This is a genomic window from Bifidobacterium psychraerophilum (assembly GCF_000741705.1).
Taxonomy (GTDB): domain Bacteria; phylum Actinomycetota; class Actinomycetes; order Actinomycetales; family Bifidobacteriaceae; genus Bombiscardovia; species Bombiscardovia psychraerophila.
Genome location: NZ_JGZI01000005.1, coordinates 12,831 through 30,593 on the forward strand (window position 1 = coordinate 12,831; position 17,763 = coordinate 30,593).

At 53.4% G+C, this 17,763-nt stretch carries 13 protein-coding genes, 1 pseudogene and 1 other annotated feature; of the genes and pseudogenes, 5 read left to right on the forward strand and 9 right to left on the reverse strand.

From position 1 onward, the window contains the following. Positions 1-25: 25 nt before the first annotated feature. The 3 genes and pseudogenes from BPSY_RS01395 to BPSY_RS12035 all read right to left on the reverse strand — a co-directional run bounded on the left by BPSY_RS01395 (position 26) and on the right by BPSY_RS12035 (position 6,733). Positions 26-1,060, reverse strand: a complete 1,035-nt coding sequence (locus BPSY_RS01395) for a calcium/sodium antiporter (protein ID WP_033498295.1) — start codon at positions 1,058-1,060, stop codon at positions 26-28. 29 nt (positions 1,061-1,089) lie between these two features. Further along, positions 1,090-1,140, reverse strand: a sequence feature (sodium ion sensor (DUF1646 type); this cis-regulatory element may regulate processes involved in with the transportation of sodium ions). Positions 1,141-3,341: 2,201 nt separating this feature from the next. Then, positions 3,342-4,522: pseudogene (locus tag BPSY_RS12030) on the reverse strand (Na+/H+ antiporter NhaA). A gap of 1,869 nt (positions 4,523-6,391) precedes the next feature. Further along, positions 6,392-6,733, reverse strand: a complete 342-nt coding sequence (locus BPSY_RS12035) for an aldo/keto reductase (RefSeq protein ID WP_152596838.1) — start codon at positions 6,731-6,733, stop codon at positions 6,392-6,394. A gap of 850 nt (positions 6,734-7,583) precedes the next feature. Between BPSY_RS12035 and BPSY_RS01415 the strand changes: the two genes are divergently transcribed. Beyond that, positions 7,584-8,132, forward strand: a complete 549-nt coding sequence (locus BPSY_RS01415) for a hypothetical protein (protein WP_034886576.1) — start codon at positions 7,584-7,586, stop codon at positions 8,130-8,132. Positions 8,133-8,280: 148 nt separating this feature from the next. Here BPSY_RS01415 and BPSY_RS01420 read toward each other — a convergent pair whose 3' ends face one another. From BPSY_RS01420 to BPSY_RS01440, 5 genes are all read right to left on the reverse strand, one after another. Further along, entirely contained in the window at positions 8,281-8,985 is a 705-nt protein-coding gene (locus BPSY_RS01420; protein WP_051917849.1) for a Crp/Fnr family transcriptional regulator, read from the reverse strand. An 85-nt stretch (positions 8,986-9,070) separates the two neighbouring features. Next, positions 9,071-9,658 (reverse strand): ferritin family protein, encoded by a 588-nt coding sequence (locus BPSY_RS01425; RefSeq protein ID WP_022861930.1) that lies wholly within the window; start codon positions 9,656-9,658, stop codon positions 9,071-9,073. Further along, the gene (locus BPSY_RS01430) at positions 9,658-9,888 is read right to left on the reverse strand and encodes a heavy-metal-associated domain-containing protein (protein ID WP_033495532.1); all 231 of its coding nucleotides are present in this window, start codon (positions 9,886-9,888) and stop codon (positions 9,658-9,660) included. The genes BPSY_RS01425 and BPSY_RS01430 overlap by 1 nt, the downstream gene beginning before the upstream one ends. A gap of 61 nt (positions 9,889-9,949) precedes the next feature. Continuing rightward, positions 9,950-11,851: a heavy metal translocating P-type ATPase gene (locus BPSY_RS01435; RefSeq protein ID WP_051921418.1), complete on the reverse strand. Its 1,902-nt coding sequence runs from the start codon at positions 11,849-11,851 to the stop codon at positions 9,950-9,952. Positions 11,852-11,971: 120 nt separating this feature from the next. Further along, the gene (locus tag BPSY_RS01440; RefSeq protein WP_152596785.1) at positions 11,972-12,349 is read right to left on the reverse strand and encodes a hypothetical protein; all 378 of its coding nucleotides are present in this window, start codon (positions 12,347-12,349) and stop codon (positions 11,972-11,974) included. On the opposite strand from BPSY_RS01440, the gene BPSY_RS01445 reads away from it, so the two are divergent. The 3 genes from BPSY_RS01445 to BPSY_RS01455 all read left to right on the forward strand — a co-directional run bounded on the left by BPSY_RS01445 (position 12,327) and on the right by BPSY_RS01455 (position 16,604). After that, positions 12,327-13,559: an ISL3 family transposase gene (locus tag BPSY_RS01445; protein WP_081884069.1), complete on the forward strand. Its 1,233-nt coding sequence runs from the start codon at positions 12,327-12,329 to the stop codon at positions 13,557-13,559. The genes BPSY_RS01440 and BPSY_RS01445 overlap by 23 nt on opposite strands. Before the next feature lie 137 nt (positions 13,560-13,696). Beyond that, positions 13,697-14,128 carry a CopY/TcrY family copper transport repressor gene (locus tag BPSY_RS01450; RefSeq protein ID WP_033495530.1) on the forward strand — a complete coding sequence of 144 codons (432 nt, stop codon included), beginning with the start codon at positions 13,697-13,699 and terminating at the stop codon, positions 14,126-14,128. 250 nt (positions 14,129-14,378) lie between these two features. Next, complete coding sequence (locus tag BPSY_RS01455; RefSeq protein WP_033495534.1) at positions 14,379-16,604, forward strand: heavy metal translocating P-type ATPase; 2,226 nt, start codon at positions 14,379-14,381, stop codon at positions 16,602-16,604. Positions 16,605-16,678: 74 nt separating this feature from the next. On the opposite strand, the gene BPSY_RS01460 is transcribed toward BPSY_RS01455, so the two are convergent. Further along, entirely contained in the window at positions 16,679-17,269 is a 591-nt protein-coding gene (locus BPSY_RS01460; RefSeq protein ID WP_274518453.1) for an MFS transporter, read from the reverse strand. A gap of 56 nt (positions 17,270-17,325) precedes the next feature. On the opposite strand from BPSY_RS01460, the gene BPSY_RS12040 reads away from it, so the two are divergent. After that, on the forward strand, positions 17,326-17,628 hold the full coding sequence (locus BPSY_RS12040) for a transposase (RefSeq protein WP_033495529.1): 303 nt from the start codon (positions 17,326-17,328) through the stop codon (positions 17,626-17,628). Positions 17,629-17,763 lie beyond the last annotated feature (135 nt).

A 17,763-nucleotide genomic window follows, 5' to 3' on the forward strand; every position in this document is an offset into this window, starting at 1 on the left:
GGCGCTGCTGCCCCGCGTTCTTCTCTCAGATGATGAGTGAAGTCAGATACACGACGTACAGGACGACCAGCCCCATCCCCTCGATACGCGAGATGCTGTGTTTTCTGGTGTTGTAAACGAAATAACTGAAGATAGCGACAATCGCGACCATGACGGGAAAGTGTGTAGTGAAGATATCACGTGCGATACCAACGCCACCTGGGTTGAAAGTCGCGGAGTATCCAAGGACCAGGGTCATATTCAGTATGTTCGCTCCCAGAACGTTGCCGACGGCGAGATCGCCACGGCCTTTTCTGGCAGCATTGATCGTCGTCACGAGTTCAGGAAGACTCGTTCCCAAAGCGATGATTGTTGAGGCGATGAGCACTTCGGAGAGCCCAGCCCTTGCGGCAAGGGTCGATGCGCTGGACACGACGGCATCGGAACCAAACGCCAGCAGGGCCGCGAAAACGATGATCACGCATAAGTTCACTGCGATCAAGCGTATGCTCTTACTGCGGCCACCATCGTCGGCAACCGCTCCATCCTCGCTTGAGGAACTGTGGGACGTCTTGAGTCGCGATGAACCCTTGAACATCATGAAGAGGTATACAGGCACAACCGCCAGCAGTAGTATTCCGGCCCACTGTGGCAGCAAACCCCCTACGGAGAAGCTTGATATACCGTTATCAAGCAGGCACAGACCGATCAGCAGAATCATGACGATGGTGAATATCCGTAGTTTCGATGCGGTTTCCCGCAGAACGGGTATCGAACCGAACAAAGCACCTGCGCCTAGAACGAGGGTGGTATTCGTAATGACCGAACCGGTGGCGTTGCCGACGGCCAGATCCGAGGATCCCTGAGCGACAGCCACGATTGAGGTTGCCAGTTCGGGCAAAGTCGTGCCCAAGGATATGACGGTCGCACCGACGACTATTCTTGGAATGCCCAACTCTGCTGACACGATGACGGCCCCGTCGATCAACTTGTCGGCGCTGAACACGACCAAGGCCAATGCCAGCAGCAGAACAACCACGACGAGGAAACTTGACTGGCTGGAGATAAAATTGTCTATCAAAGGAGACCCTTCTTCGGTGCACGGCACCGTTCTCCGCGCCCTCGGAGAATGATTTCCTTGAAGCTTATGAAAGCCCAACCTCTACAACATGATGAACGTCAATATTCCACCACAGGGATTCGACACCGTCACAAAACACCAAAAACGACCCCATCACTTCTTTGCTGCAGTTTAAGCCGGGTGGTTTTACTGCTCAGCTTATTCGGCGACGGGTGCCGTCTGGAGCTGGCCCACGGGGTTCCAACTCCGACTTACGCCAGCCTTTCCCGGTCGTGTATCATACAGACTGGTGATGCGCTGGTTGTCATCATACGGTGGAGAGGGTGTCTGGCTCCTGGATGGTATCTTAGACGATGAATCAGTGATGGCAGGCGTCTCGTCAGTTGCCCGCTGGTGACGGACCGGAGAGGCTCATCGTCTTTTTTGCGTCGTTTATTATATTCCTTGCAATCCGTGGACCCCTCGACCTCCTTCCGTTGGGACCAGCGAAGTGATGGTTTCTCCACCATGTTCTGCACCGCCAGTGTCGACACCAAATTTTATTATGCGAGCCCACCAACGGCAGGAGGCTGCGGACGTTTTCTCGAAAATGGTCTAGGCCACCGCCCCTTGTTTCCCCCTGCTCCATATGCCACCATTTCATCTCAGAGATTGTTTGGCACGTTGACGGTTGCTCCGGTGTAAGCACTCGTCGGCGTTTTCATGATCTGTCCGCAGATCAATTATTCCCAGTGTTCTGGGTAGATAACTTCAGCCTTCATACGGTCATAGAACCCTCTGCGGCTGAGTCCCTGTCGGGGAACAGCCCTTCTCGCTCCTGGATGATGACATGCTTGATGCAAGGCTGATCCACGGGGACCTCCGGTAAGGGTAGCCGTGACCCGAGTACACGCCGCGACCATTATTGCCGGACAAAGATGCGATGACTTGCACAAGCATGGCATTGGCCAATTGGGCGTTCCGATGCAGACCAGTGGTGCAGTGACGATCTTCTCTGATACGCGCAGGTCCAAAGCGCGGTGATAGCGACGACACCCATAACGCAAGGAAGCATCCTTGAACAGCACGCTCACACGCAGGACATCCGAAGTCTGACACGAGCATGATGATAGTGATAGCCACTCAAGGGAGCCATCAGTCTGATGGCCAGACAATGTAGTGAAAACATCAGACGCAGCCGGCCGATCGACTCCGCTACATATTCGAGCGAGTCGTAGGGGCGTCTTGACTCCCGCATTAGGCCATCGTCTCCCATTGATGCTTTCGACCAGCACGCTGCCATATGGGCGCCTAGAGCATTAACCGATGACGTCAGTACCAGCCGACCGCACCTTTTGCCAGTGTCGGAGGTCGGCGTGCTGACTGCCTTATTGGTGAATCGATCCTTTCGACATCTACTTCCGTAGGCTTTACCGCACTCTGCGTTGTAGGGACCCACCGAGAGAACATATCGATCATGACCGAGACATTGCGTCATGCAGGGTGGATACGTGCATATGACGGATCCGTGACCCACGCCATGTTCGGAGCGTTCGCAAGCGTACACGCGGCGACGCACGTCAACCAATGACAGCGCATCTTCTTTCTTGTCGCGACGATAACACGTCCACGCACCAAGCCGCGCATGCATTCAAAACGCATGAGACATGACATCCCAGTATGGTTCGCATGCGCATCAGCCTCGGCACCGCCAACAGCATCGTCACGTTCGGGGAACGTTGCATCCTCCCATGAGCATTGACACGCTCGCGCAGCTCACACGCATCACCTCAACCACCCGAGCTCTTCTAAGCGTGCATGATGACGTGGTACCACGGTTGAACGCTTGATTGGTCGACAACCGTTGTGCACCGTTCCGCACAGGACACGACAGACTGGATCGGCCGCCAAAATCTCAAGCAAGTATAGGGCCGATGAGCACACTACCGCGTGTTGCGAGTCCTCGCCTCCCTCGAAGAGGCTCGATATCCCCTTCACAATCTCGTTCCCCTCCACCAGATGGCAAACCTCATGTTCCATTTCTCTGATCCGCTACAACTCAAGCTGAGCAACCGGTCTTCTCCTCTGACGTCTGCGGATGCACAGCCACTGGTACGCCTGCAACTTGCCGACCACGCCTCGATCCCAAACGCAGCCAGATGCACGGACTCATATTCGTCCAAATAACCTTGCATCATCTTCATTGGCCGATCCTTCACCTGTTGTGGATAACGGCCCCCCATTTTCCCTCAAAGGAAGAACGGAATCAAAACGATGTCGGTACATGCAGACGCTATTCATATCAGTTGGAGGCATTCCGTAAATCTCCGATTTTGATGGTTATAGACCCCAACAGACACGAGAGTAATGAACCTACGAGCACGGCAAGCCGAGCCAGATCTATGCTGTTCTGGTCATAAAAAGCAAGACTGGATATAAGGAAGGATACCGTGAAGCCGATGCCGCACAGTTGCGCGACTCCGACGATGTCACTGAGATGCGTTCCCCCGCCTATGTTGAAACCGGCGAGTCCGCAGAGTCCGGTCATGATCAAGACCCCTAATGGTTTGCCAATGACCAGTCCGACGACAATGCCAAGGAACAGCGGTCTCTTTAACGTGCTGCCTCCCACATCACCTAGAGGTATTCCCATGGCGAAGAACGCAAAAATGGGCAACGCGATCAGAGCTGACAAGGGTGATAGTAAATCTCGGTAGCGTCCCGCTCTGGCGGTGGTCTCTTCGTGCAGGGGTTTGGCTGGTACGAGTAATCCGATTGCCACACCAGAGAGTGTGGGATGAATCCCGGCGCTGAGCATAGCGTACCACGATCCGAATGCTATGAATATCAAGAGTATCGAGCTGCTAGCTCGCATGCGGGAAGCAACAAACCAAATTCCCAAACAAGCACATAGGATCAGCAGCGGAAGAATCGATGAGGGGTGTGAATAGACGAAGGCAATGAGAATTATTCCAATGACGTCATCAACTGTGGCGAGGGTGAGAAGAAACGCTTTGAGCCTAGGTAGAGTCCGTGAAGAAACCATTGAAAGAATGGTCAGCGAAAAGCTATGTCAGTCGCTGTGGGAATTGCCCACCCACCCATCGTGGATGGAGACGACAAGTTTATTAACATGAACATGATTACAGGAAGCACCACTCCACCTATGGCCCCAAAGATCGGAGCTACGGCATTACGTGGATTCTTCAAGAATCCTGTCGCCATTTCTTGGCGAAGATCAAGGCCAATAATGAAGAAGAATAGGGTGAGTAAACCTTCTTGGCTCCACTCGGAAACAGTCATATCAAGATGGGGAAGGGGTAACCTTATGCGAAATTCTGCGATAGCCAGGTAGGCAGCTGAAGTGCCTGGAAAATTCACAGCTCCAAATCCGAGAAACCCAAACACCACCATGACAAGCCCAGCCTGCTTATCATTGCGCACAAATCTAGAAAGCAATGATGTTCCGTTAGCCGATATCATAGAAGAACCTCACATAACCTCGCTACTTTCACATGGCCACATCCAGTAGAGAATCTTTTCATCCGGGAACGACTTTCTTAAACCGGGAAGCGCTAGCTGGGACGAGATCACCGAATGAACCTAATCATTACGATCGTCTTCTGATAGACGGCCTTGCTAAAGGCTATATAAATCCTCTAGCCTAGGAACACGGTCCGTCCCAGCACAAAGCCTGGCGGCGAGATCTTGAAAGCACAAGAGGAAGACAAAGCCAACTATGGTCCAGCAAATTCTGCTTGTTGTTTAAACCATGATCGATCGCCGAGGCGATTGCATGATTGCCGATCAGACCATGGAACTCCTCTGACAGCCGAGGGGCGCGCGGTGGGGACACGCCGATGGCGTCTACGTCCCGCCCCATGTCCATACGTCACTCATGGGGATGTTGCCGCAGAGAACTTCGTCCTGTTTGAATGCAACCGTCGTGCATCTGATCCGCATCCACCGATGGTCTGGCTCAGCGTGATATTCGCAGTGATTGACACCGTACTCCGTGTTCCCTCTAACTTTCGTGCTACCCCCTGCGAGTGGCTGGCCACTCTAACGAGAAGATCGGAGTGCCACAACAGGAGAAACACCAACCACAAAGGTTATTGGGCATGTGAAAGAGATCGTCGAAACCGCCAGCTACCAGCGCCTAAACCTCAATCCAAGTATTCTTGTAGGAACACGCGATATGCGTAGGTGCGCTTTATCCGCATGCGGGTCTTTCTCGTTGCGAGTGTATCTGGAGGTCCTCATTACTGTTCCTTGCCGTCCGTCCAGCGGTCGGCGAAGCAGAAACGCGAATTCGTTCAATACAAGTTCCCATCTTGCGGCACATCGCAACCTACTTTGCCTGTAGATTCTAGCGACCGCATGTTCCGGGTAGCGGTATGCTGCCTTTCACCCAAGGAATCGCCCGCGAGCCTGTATGAATCGGCGGAAAGGATATCGATCATGCTGGTAGGGCAGATGACCCGGTAGATCCCCACCTCATAGTCGAGAACGGGATGATCCGTTAACACACACGTTCCGCCCGAGTCTTTGATTACGGGATGCTTGCTTACCCAGTGTTCGAGCATCATGCCACGCGCACACTCGGCAGGGACAGGAATGACGGCCGTATAAAGATGGGTTCATGTCACAGCGAAGCGCGTGTGGGCGCTGATCTTTCCCGTGCTCAGTCCTTCATATACAGGGAGAACGCCACCTTGTCCACAAGACCCCACCCTCCCCTCATAAAGAGGTGTCTATCTGATTAAGCGCGTCCAGATACGGTATCGGCAGTAACCGCTTTACCGCACGATGGATTTCACGAATCTCGCCACAAAGCGCCGGCGTCGCCCTGATGCGTGCTGGAGACACGAGTGTATCCGCCCTGATATCCTATGCTCTTCCCAGAGGCAACACCATTCCCCGACAATTGTTTTCTCCCTGCCTGGACCGCGACCAGAAGAGTTCGCGCGCGACATGAGGAGCCTCAAGATATTCGACGTCGCCTTGTTCCCGACGCACGCCTCGCCCCAACGGCTTATGCAACACGCTCAGGAATAGAGCACCATCTATCGGAGAGGACGGCCCGTGCAGCCAATGTCGAGAGAACGCAATATGTGACATACCCACACCATGCTTTTCCCCGACATTTCAGCTACACGATCGACGATTAGCTGTTCTCAATTCTTAACAGCAGCGTTTTTTCATGCATGCTTGCACCCGTTATGCCACGCAGAGAATCGGACTCCCACATCTTGCGCGGAAAATGCTCTGATGCCAATGGGCTGTATTGTATGGTGCGGACACTGCCTGATGCAGACATGCAACAGGAATGAGCTCACACTCATCCACGCATCACAACAGATTGCAGGGCCGCCGCGAGCCAGAAAGCGCTGTCCGCCCGTCGCCTCGAAAATTCTCCTGAAGATTGTAAATACTGGTATCCATACATCTCGCTGGCACCAGGAGCACGGACTTTGCCGGTTTCACCAATGCGTCGAGAGCCTGCACGGTTTCCTCGATCGTGGTGCCATAGCCGAAACGATGCAGTATATACAGATCACGACAACCAGTGTTCAGACGACCCAGGCTTCCCTCTATTCCACTTTCAATCGCCTCTATTTCGAACCCCTCATTAATTGCACTTGGCTCGACAGAATCACCCGAGCTTTTGGTTTGCCGAGCTAGCCCAGGGATCCCTTATGAACTCCACACTGCGCCCGCCCGCATAACAGGTAAAAGCGTTACCTGGTTGCCAGGCGCTTTAGCTGGGGTGCCACGAGTGGCATTCTGATCGACCGTCCACTGCTGCTGGCTTGTGTCCGGACATCCGAAGGGCATTCCCCCAATAACATGGGCGGAACTTGCAATTCCCTATGCTCCTAACGGCATGTGCCTCAGATCGCTTCCTTTAATACCTTCACAGAAGATTGCCCAAGCCATGGTGTTACGGTTGCACAATCGTACAAGAGCGTACTCATCGTTTTACCTTGCGAAACCGTTGTTTTATCGTGTGAGCAGATACCGCGTCCCATATCAGTACATCCTTCAGGACCATCCTCAGTACTAAGAGATACCATTGTCTGGGAAGTAGACACCAATGACCCGATTGAAACGACCATAATAACGCAAACCCATTGAATATTAGCCCTCTGCTTACCTGCTTTGAAGATTCCGACCGATATCAGGTAATCCAATACAGACTAGGATCTTAAGTTGGCTTCAAATCACGATATGGGACAGTGCCGTGGAGAATTCTATTATTCCGGAACCAGATACCTGCTCGTGCGTCATCATCGGCGCTCCAATTTATGGCATCACACGCACACCGTTGTGCCCAGTCAAACACCACCCATCCTGGTCTCGTGCCGGTCATCGAGGCTTGAGTTCGATGCAACCACACTCTGATATGCATGCTCACCCGAACGGGGCTTCTTGAACTCAGAGCAAACCAGCCCCACCCACACCAAACAGCGAAAGGCCGAAAAATGTGCAGGCACACGTATGGTCTCGGCCGTTGAGATCGGTTCTCGTCGATGGAAGGTTTATGTGCGTTCACCCGCTGGTTGCGTGGGAGCAGATGGCGGAGTGGATATCACTCGAGGAGCTGGTGGTGCTCGGTGATTCGCTGATGCGTCGTCAGCGCAGTTTCGTTCCAGGGGGTGTGCGGAGATTTGAGGAAATTCTCGAAACTGACCTGAATTTTCGCGGTCGAAAGGCGCGCATGAAGGCCGTGTCGATGCCCCGTTCCGGAACGGATTCCTCGCAGGAGACCAGGCTCCGTCTGCTGATGGAACGTCACGGATTGACGGGTGCGGTTGTCAATATGAAGACGTGTGATCCGGTGAGTGGCAAGGTCTCTTATTTTGACATCGCCTATCCGCAGTACGGCTTTGCGCTCGAATATCACGGTCGGCAACACGGCCTTCATGAGACGTGGACGCACGATATCGATAAAGTGAGGTTTCTTTTTCGTCAGAATATGTATGTGTTCGGGGTGAAGGCAGAAGATATGAAAAAAGAACGCAAGATGAATGAGCTTCTCGCCACAATCTTCACTCAGATCTCGGCGCCCTGGCTCGTCGGGGATGAGTGAACTCAGACTCTACCTGCACATCTGACACTTTTTTCAGATGTGCAGGTAGTCAGAAATGTCGGCTTAGGTCTTGTGTCACAACGGGTTAAACGTTTCCTTCGTGTACCTGCACATCTGAACTTTTCGTCAGATGTGCAGGTAGAGGGCGTCAGATATCTTCCAGCTCATCCTGGTTGAGAATCTGAATCTCGCGCCGCCGCCGTGCAATGAGCCCATCGTCCTCCAGCACCTTCAGCTTGCGCGACAGTGTCTCGGGTGTGGTGCCGAGAAGGTGCGCCAGCTCTTTCATGCGGATCGGAAGGCTGAAACGCAACGAGCCTGACGCCTTGGCGATATCGAGGAGATAGGTGGCCAGACGCTCCTCCACACGGTCCATGCCGAGGAACCCGTTGAGCTGCTCCAACGAGACGAGCTTCGCGGCGTTGAGCTCCAGCAACCGAACACTGAGGAGGGGCTGCTCAAGAAGTACTTTGTGGAAGGCGGAGTGGGAGAGAAGGCACACTTCAGTGGTTTCAAGGGCCTGTCCGTAGAGAGAGTCGTTGGGTTGACCGAGCAGCCACGCCTCGCCTTCGTACCCGCCGGGCTTCTGCACGCGGAGCAGTTGTTCGCGCCCGCTGCGGCTCATGCGGTAGACCTTCATGGAGCCTCTGGCAACGATGAGAAGCTTCAGCTCGTCGCCGGGCATGAACACCTGATCGCCCTTTTCGAAGATGCGGTGATGCAGTTGGCTGTCGATGAAGTCCTGGTCGTTTTGCGGCAGTTCGGAGAAGAGCGGCACAAGTCCGGCGCAGCGGTGGTCGTGTGTGGGGCTTACGTGATGTGCATGACTCGGATCTTTAACCGTCTTATCCATGTTTTCCACGATACCCATCCTTTCACCACTCTGCCGCGCCGGCCAGTTCACCCTCGGCTCATTCATTTACCTGTTTGCTGACGGCTCACTCGTCGTCATCGTCGTCGTCATCATCATCGACTTCCTTATACAGACCGTCGGTCGGATCGTTGCCGAGGAAGAGCTGCGCCTCGAGAATCTGCTGCTTGGCCCAGAAGCGGAAGTCGCTTAGAACCGAGCTAAGCGCGGTCTTACCCTCATTATCCGCCAGGGCAATGGCCTTGCCGACGAAGATGAGCTGCCAGTCGAAGTCGTGAATGAGGTCGGTCAGCTGATCCTCGCCCGCTGCGTATTTGCGTACCGGGTCCTCGGTGAGCTTGCCGTATTCATTGAGCTGTTCAGTCGTGGTCGGCACCATCTCGTTGTCGCTGACCAGCACCGAGTCGAGGCGTTCAATCGTTTCCGTCTCAACGGCGATCCACTGTGCGGCGTGCTGCTCGAGGAAGAGGCGTGTGGTGCCCTTCGCGAACAACTTCGCTTGACGAATCTTGAGGATGTCGAGGAAGAGATTCGAGATGATGTGGCCGGTCATCGCGCCAGCGGTGGGGGTGTGGTGGTCCTTGTCGGATTGCGCGGCTTCCTGCTCGTAGCGTTCCTGTGGGGTGAGGGGCTGTGCGCTCGTGGTGTTTGTCATTATTTCTGCTCCTTTACTGTTACTTTTTCTACTGAATAACCCAGCTCGCTGACGACGTTGGCGAGAGTCTGTGCGTCGGTCGCGTTCTCGTCGAAGGCTGCCTTGACCTTACCTGCGTTGAAGAGCACGTTGACCTCTCCGACGCCGTTTTGCTTTGTTAATGCCGTTTGGATGGTGGTGAGGCAGGACGGGCATGTCATCCCGTTGACCTTCAGAATTGCTTTATGCATGATGTCCTCGTTTCCGTACGTTTCCGTACTTGTTTCCTTGTGATTTTTACTTTAAGTGCGGCTAGTTCTTTCGCACTTGACCTCCGTCAAGTTTTTTGCGAAGCAGACGAAGCGCGTTGACAACCACGATGAGAATGCTCGCCTCGTGGACCAACATGCCCGATGCCATATAGATGAATCCGGCGAAGAGACCGATGAAGAGGAAGAGCACGGTCGCCAGGGCGATGCCGATGTTCTCGCGTGTGTTCGCAACCGTCGAGCGTGCGATGGAGTAGGCGGTGGGCAGCTTGGAGATGTCGGAGTTGAGAAGCACCACATCCGAGATTTCGACGGCCGTCGCGGTGCCGTTGCCCATGGCGATGCCGAGATCCGCGGCCACCAGAGCCGGGCTGTCGTTGATTCCGTCACCGACGAAGGCCACCTTACGTCCTTGGGTTTGCAGTTGCTTGATGAAGTCCGCCTTGTCTTGTGGGAGGAGGCCTCCGTGCGCTTCGTCCAAGCCAAGCTCTCCGGCGATGGCGTCGACGGTTGCTTGTCCATCTCCCGAAAGCATGACGAGATGCTTGATGCCACGTTCTCTCAGTTGGGAGAGTGCGGTAATGGTAGTTGGGTGCAGTGCGTCACCGATTCCTGCGATGATGCGCAGTTGGCCATCCACTGCCACGTACACCAGCGAAAGCCCTTGGTGCTTCCACTCGTTAGTGTCGTTGTCGCCGGTGGTGAGGGCGATGTTCTCGGCGGCCAGTAGCGCTTCGTTTCCGATGGCGACGTGGTGCCCTTCGACGCTTGCGACGATTCCCTTGCCGGCGATGACATGGGTTTCCGAGACTGCCGGGAGGTTCGCGATGTCGATGGAGTGTGTGGTGCGTGCATATTCGACGATGGCGGCGGCCAATGGGTGAGAGGATTCGCGTTCGGCGCTGGCGGCGAGATGCCAGGCGAGGACGTCCTCCGAAAGCGTCTGTGCGTGCACCACCGCGGGGTGACCGGTGGTGAGGGTGCCGGTCTTATCGAAGACGACGGTATCCACCTCACTGAGCGACTGCAGCATTTGCGCGCCCTTTGCCAGCACGCCGTGCCGTGCGCCGAGACCGATACCTGCGACGTTGGAAACCGGAACTCCGATCACCAACGCACCAGGGCAACCCAGCACGAGGATGGTAATGGCGAGGCGGACGTCTTGGGTGACGATGCCAACGATGAGCGCGATGAGCAGTACGACGGGCGTGTAGTACTTGGAGAAGCGATCGATAAAACGCTGGGCGCCGGTCTTGGAATCCTCGGCCTCTTCTACGAGTTCGAGAATCTTTCCGAAGACGGTGTCCTCGCCCACCTTGGTGGCCTGCACCACAATGGTTCCGTCGGTGAGATTGGTGCCGGCGAATACCTCGTCGCTACCCTCCGCGCTTTTATGGCGGGGGAGCGGCTCGCCGGTGACGCTTGCCTCGTCAAGATGACCATCGCCGAAAACAATGCGGCCATCTACCGGTACTTGACTTCCCGTTTTCACCAGGAGGTAGTCGTCCTCGTCGATTTCGTCCACATCCACCTCTTCGGCGTTGCGATCGGTGGGGGACTCCACGCGCCAGGCCGTCTGCGGCGCGAGTTCCGTAAGCTCCTTGATGGCCGAGCGCGTCTTGGCGAGAGTCGCATCTTCAATGACTTCACCCAGCAGGAAGAGCCATGTGACGATTCCCGCCTCGCTGAACTCGCCGATGATGAGTGCGCCGATGACCGCCACACTCACCAACAGCTCAATGGAGACGACTTTGAACTTCAACGAGTTGATGGCCTTGATAATCAGCGGTACAAGTCCTATCACGCCAACCGCTCCATACAGCCAGTTGGAGATGAATCCGAGGCCGAACGCGTATTGAAGCAGGAGTGCGGCGGCGACGAAAACCGTCATGCCGATGACTATGGTGCGTTTATTGTTTGCGAAAAACTTCTGTAGGGTTAACATCTTTTCTCCTTTGTTCTGCCTTTAAACCTAGGAGGGCAGAGAGCAGGAGAAGTTGACCGCAGTCAAGAATCGGAAAATTACCGAGAAATATTTGGGAACCGCCTGTGGGCGAGCGTCGGATTACTGATGGTGACGTATCTTTTCCCCGCCGTGGCCTGCGGAAGAAATCCATACGAGGCCCGCGATGACAACGAGAGTGTCCACTGCCCGGAATGCCCCGCCTGCTCCGGTGAATGCGTTCGCAAGCAGGTGCGTGGCGAGGGGTGTGAGCCCATAGATCACGATGAGACTGGCAGCGATCAGTGAGATTCCAAGGAGATAGCCCTTCTGATCAAAGCTCACCTGTGCGCGCACGATCTGGATGGCGAGGAAAATAAGGCACAGCGCCACGAAAGAAAGGCTGAAATACAGGCTTTTCGCTGTTTGGTGTGGGTGGGCTGGTCGGGTGGAGGTGGCTGGCGGGTAGTTTGGGGGTATGGATACCACGTTGTTGTTCACCGCCGCCTTGCAGTTGCTTGATCCCTGGAGGGTTTCGGGTGTGGAGTTGCGTGACGGGGAGGGCGGCAGACGCGAATTGCACATCACGATCGGATTCGAGCCCGGCTCGCGTTTTTCTTGCCCGCATGCGGAGTGCGGGCGGGAGGCGTGCCCGATGCATGATGTCAGGAACCGGGTGTGGCGGCACTTGAACTTCTTCCAGTACAAGGCGTTCATCCACGCGGGCGTGCCGCGCGTATCATGCCCCGAGCACGGCGTGCGTGCGGTGCCGGTGCCGTGGGCCCGTCCAGGCAGCGGGTTCACGCTGTTGTTCGAGGCGATGGTCGTGGAGCTGGCGAAAAGCCAGCCGGTCGCGGACATAGCCGAGCAGGTCGGCGAACATGACACGAGATTGTGGCGGTTCATCAGACATTATGTGGACCAGGCCCGCCTGTACGAGGATTACACGGGCGTGGAGGCGATCGGCATCGACGAGACCAGCCGCAAAGGCCACCGGTACATCACCGTGGTCGCCGATCCGGCGGAGCGCAACGTGATCTGCGTGGTGCCCGGCAAGGACGCGAACACCGTCAAACGGTTCGCGTTGGATTTCATGGACCACAACGGTGACCCGAACCGGGTGACACCGGTCACCTGCGACATGAGCCCGGGGTTCGCCAAGGGCATCCGCGAACACCTGCCCAACGCCGCCAAGGTGATCGACAAGTTCCATGTGATCAAGCACGCCAACGAGGCCGTCGACAAGGTCCGCAAGACGCAGGCCGGGCGCAACCCCCTGCTCAGGCGCACGAAATACCTGTGGCTGCGCAACGAGGAGGGCCTGACCGGGCTCCAGCTGGAGACCAGGCATAACCTGCAGAAACAACGGGTCAGGACCGGACGCGCCTGCCAGATGCGCGAGACCCTCCAGGACATCCACGCCACCAGCACGAGCCGGATGCAGGCCGAAGCCGGGTTCCAGACATTGTGCTCGTGGATGATGCACTCCCGTCTGGAACCCATGAAAACCCTCGCCCGCCGGATCCGTCGTCACTGGCAGGACATCCTCACGTATTTCGACCACCGGTGCACCAACGCGATCCTCGAGGGATTGAACGGCATCATCCAACACATCAAAACCCGAGCCCGCGGCTTGCGCAACATGGACTACTTCTCCACGATGATCTACCTGACCTGCGGCAAGCTCGACCTAGCCACCGTCACCATATAACCAGCCCCACCCACACCAAACAGCGAAAGGCCTATTTTCTGGCAGAAAGGTCGCATTATTGTGACTACGGTTGTAAACTAATAAGTGTTAGGAGACTACAAACGTAAACTTAGAATTCAATTAATGGAGGAAGCCAATTGAAGGATGCAAAGAATGTAACCATCACCGATTCTGAATGGATGGTTGTGAGAGCAATTTGGACAATGGGACATGCGACTAGTCGTGAACTAATCGATGCTATGAACGAATTAGAAGGCTGGTCAGCTTCAACAACCAAAACGCTACTTCACAGGTTGATTCAAAAACAGGCGGTTGCGCAGCATGGCGGCAGTCGACCATTCACGTATAAGCCGGTTGTTGGCGAGAAGGAATCAATGGCGGCAGCGGCAGATGATTTGTTTGACCATATGTGTGCGATGCGGGCTGGTTCAACAATTGCCGGCGTTATTCAGTCAAGGGAACTCTCACGGGCGGATATTGCGAACTTACAGGCGATTCTAGCTGAAAAGGCCAAAACAGCGCCCGAGGAAGTTCAGTGTAACTGCTTGCCAGGTGATCAAACGTGTTAAGACTGTGGTGTTCTGTCTACTTTTAGGATTGCTGCACAAAAATCCAGAATCTGGGATTTCTGATGGCGGAAATTTATGAATTTTTGTCGTAATTCTCATTCATATAGTGGCATGGTGCTCCGCAAAGCAGAAGCCTAAATATAAGAACCTGGTGGAAAAATCCCGAGCCCGGGGATTTCCACACAAGGAACTTATATTCCGGCTTCTAACCGCTTTGCTACGCACACTTATTTTTAGGGGGTCGATAATCATGGCAAATAAAGAGGACCATATGAACATGAAAAACATGAGTGCTAAGAATATGGAAAATAATGAATCAAATATGAGTCATATGGATCATGATGACATGAAAATGGATCACGATATGACCGAAACGGATCATAATCAAATGAACATGGATCACAGCCAAATGAACATGAATCACGAAACTATGAATATGAGTGGGATGAATCACGGTGATATGGATATGGCTGGGACCGACATGATGATGCACGGTGGCTCAATGATGCATATGGGGAATTTGAAAGTTAAATTTTGGGTCTCCGTTGTCTTAGCGATTCCAGTTTTACTGTTAGCACCAATCATGGGTTTAAACGTTTCCATCCTTAGTTTCAGTTCACCGCTAATTGTTGGCATTATCATCGTTTTGTTTGATACAGCACTTTACTTTTATGGCGGAATGCCATTTTTAAAGGGGGCTAAAGCGGAAATTCAGGATAAATCTCCTGAAATGATGACGCTAGTAACCCTTGGAATTTCCGTCTCGTATTTCTACAGTTTGTACGCATTTATTGCCAACAACTTCTTGAACCCGGAAAATCATGTAATGAATTTTTCGTTCGAACTTGCAACCCTGATTTTAATTATGCTTCTAGGACACTGGATTGAAATGAATGCATTGATGGGGGCTGGGGATGCCTTACAAAAGATGGCGGCCCTGTTGCCTAAGACGGCCCATCTAGTTACAGATAATGGTGAAACAAAAGAAGTGCCAGTATCTGATTTAAAAGTTGGTCAAGCTTTCCAAGTGCGTTCAGGTGAGAGTATTCCAGCCGATGGTGTTATTACGGCTGGGGAGTCGACCGTGAATGAAGCACTGGTAACCGGTGAATCTGCTGCCGTTACCAAGAACGTTGGCGATAAGGTCATTGGTGGTGCAACCAACAATAACGGGACGCTAACGGTTAAAATTAGTGGTACTGGTGACTCCGGCTATCTTTCTCAAGTAATGAAAATGGTTCAAAATGCCCAGCAAGCTAAATCTAAAGCAGAAGATAAAGCTGATTTAGTTGCCAAGTATCTATTTTACGCGGCACTTGGTGTTGGGATTATTGCTTTCTTTGCCTGGTTACCCCAGGGATTGGCGACTGCAATGACGATCATGGTGACCGTCTTCGTGATTGCTTGCCCGCATGCATTAGGATTAGCGATTCCATTAGTGGTTTCTCGTTCTACTACGATTGGCGCTCAAAATGGGCTATTAGTTCGAAATCGCCAAGCCATTGAAGCAAGTCAACATGTTAGCCACGTTCTCTTGGATAAAACTGGCACGTTAACAGAAGGTAAATTTACGGTGAATGCATTGATTCCAAATGATGGGATTGACGAAACAACGTTATTAAGCCGACTGGCCGCCCTTGAAAATAATTCGACTCATCCGCTGGCCCAAGCAATCATTACTGAAGCCCAAGCGAAGGACATTGAAGTCGTTGCGGCTGAAAAGTCTCAAAATATTCCGGGCGTTGGTATTTCCGGTAATGTTGATGGCACTGACTATACGATTGTTAATGGTAACTATTTAACGAAGCAAGGGATCAGGTTCGACGAGGCCGCTGCTGATAAATGGGCTGCTAAGGGTAATTCCGTCAGCTTCTTATTGCAGGGCACCCAAGTCCAAGGAATGGTTGCTGAAGGCGACACCATCAAAGCGGGTGCTAAGGAATTAATTAGTGGTCTTCAGAGGCGAGGAATTACCCCCGTAATGCTCACTGGCGATAATCCAAAAGCCGCGGAACACGTTGCTAACTTACTAGGATTGACTGAATTCCATGCAGGCCTATTACCAGATGATAAGCAAAAGGTTATTGCTGATTATCAAGCAAAGGGCAATCACGTCATCATGGTTGGTGACGGCGTAAATGACGCACCAAGTCTTGCCGCGGCCGATATTGGAATTGCAATTGGCGCCGGAACCGATGTTGCCATTGATTCCGCTGATGTTGTGTTGGTTAAATCAGAACCCAGCGATATTTTACATTTTCTTGATTTGGCTAAAATCACAAATCGGAAAATGGTTCAAAATCTCTGGTGGGGAGCAGGCTACAATATTTTCGCAATTCCACTCGCTGCCGGTGTGTTGTCATTTATTGGAATCATTCTAGACCCAGCCGTTGGTGCTGCGGTCATGGCGATGTCGACAATTATCGTGGCAATTAATGCGATGGGATTGACCGGTGAAAAGATTAAAAACGTGTAATTAAGTGATGACAAAAAGAGGAGAAAGATCAGCTGGTAGTCTGGTCTTTCTCCTCTTTTTGATCATCATGTTAATTACTTATCTGGTTGCTCAGTTAATTTCGCCAATTTTTGATGCAGCCTAATGTCATATTGCCTGGTAATTGGCATTAACACCGCGACCACCCCGCAAATGGCAGCACCGATTCCTGCAATCACAAATAGGCGTTCAATGCCAATCACATCAGCTAGGGGACCGGCAAAAATTAAGCCAATTGGTCCAGCTAGATTCAACAAAGAATTCAAAACGCCTAGAATCCGCCCTAACTCTTCTGCTGGATAACTTTGTTGAATCATTGCCATTAAAAGCGTTGTAAAAAATGGGGTCGCAATTCCTTCAATGATGTTTAAAGCTGCGAACCATAAAAATCCGGTTTGGTTACCTGGCAAAATGCCGCTAATACCGGTTGGAATGCCAACCAGGAAAAACGCGATGATTACGGGCTTCATCCGGTCCTGCCACTTACCAAAGAGGCCAATGATAGTGCCGCCGATTAGCATGCCAGTTGAATAAATGGCTTCAATTAAGCCAGCCTGACTAACGGTTCCCTGAAAGTATTTCATGGTCATGAGTGGATACATGCTGGCAGCAGGCATGTAGGTTAGTGTGAAGACGGCGCCGATCAACGTAATGATATGGACTGGGTTTTATTCCTGATTTCCCCCAGATAAGGAATGATGGGATGTTGAGTACGGGATATGCCAAGGAGTTCAGGGACCGGGCCGTCAGGCTGCTGGCCGAGTCCCGGGAGAATCACGCGTCGGAGACGAAGGCGTTGCAGGGCGTGGCGAAGGATCTGGGTGTGGCGGCGGAATCATTGCGCCGCTGGCAGGCCAAGGCTGATACGGCAGGCACGGCGGGTCCCGAGGAGTCCGGCGAGCTCAGGCGGCTGCGTCGGGAGAATGCGCAGCTGCGTCGGGCGAACGAGATCCTGTCGAGCGCGTCGGCTTTGTTCGCCTCACGGCTCGACCCGACACGACGTTGATGGTCGAGTACATCGACACTCATCGCCACCGGTTCGGGGTCGGGCCGATCTGCACGGTCCTGCGGGCTGCGCTGGCTGGCGGGTTTCTCACCGCCAGAGCATACCGGCAGGTCAAAGCCCGTGCCGCCAGCAGGA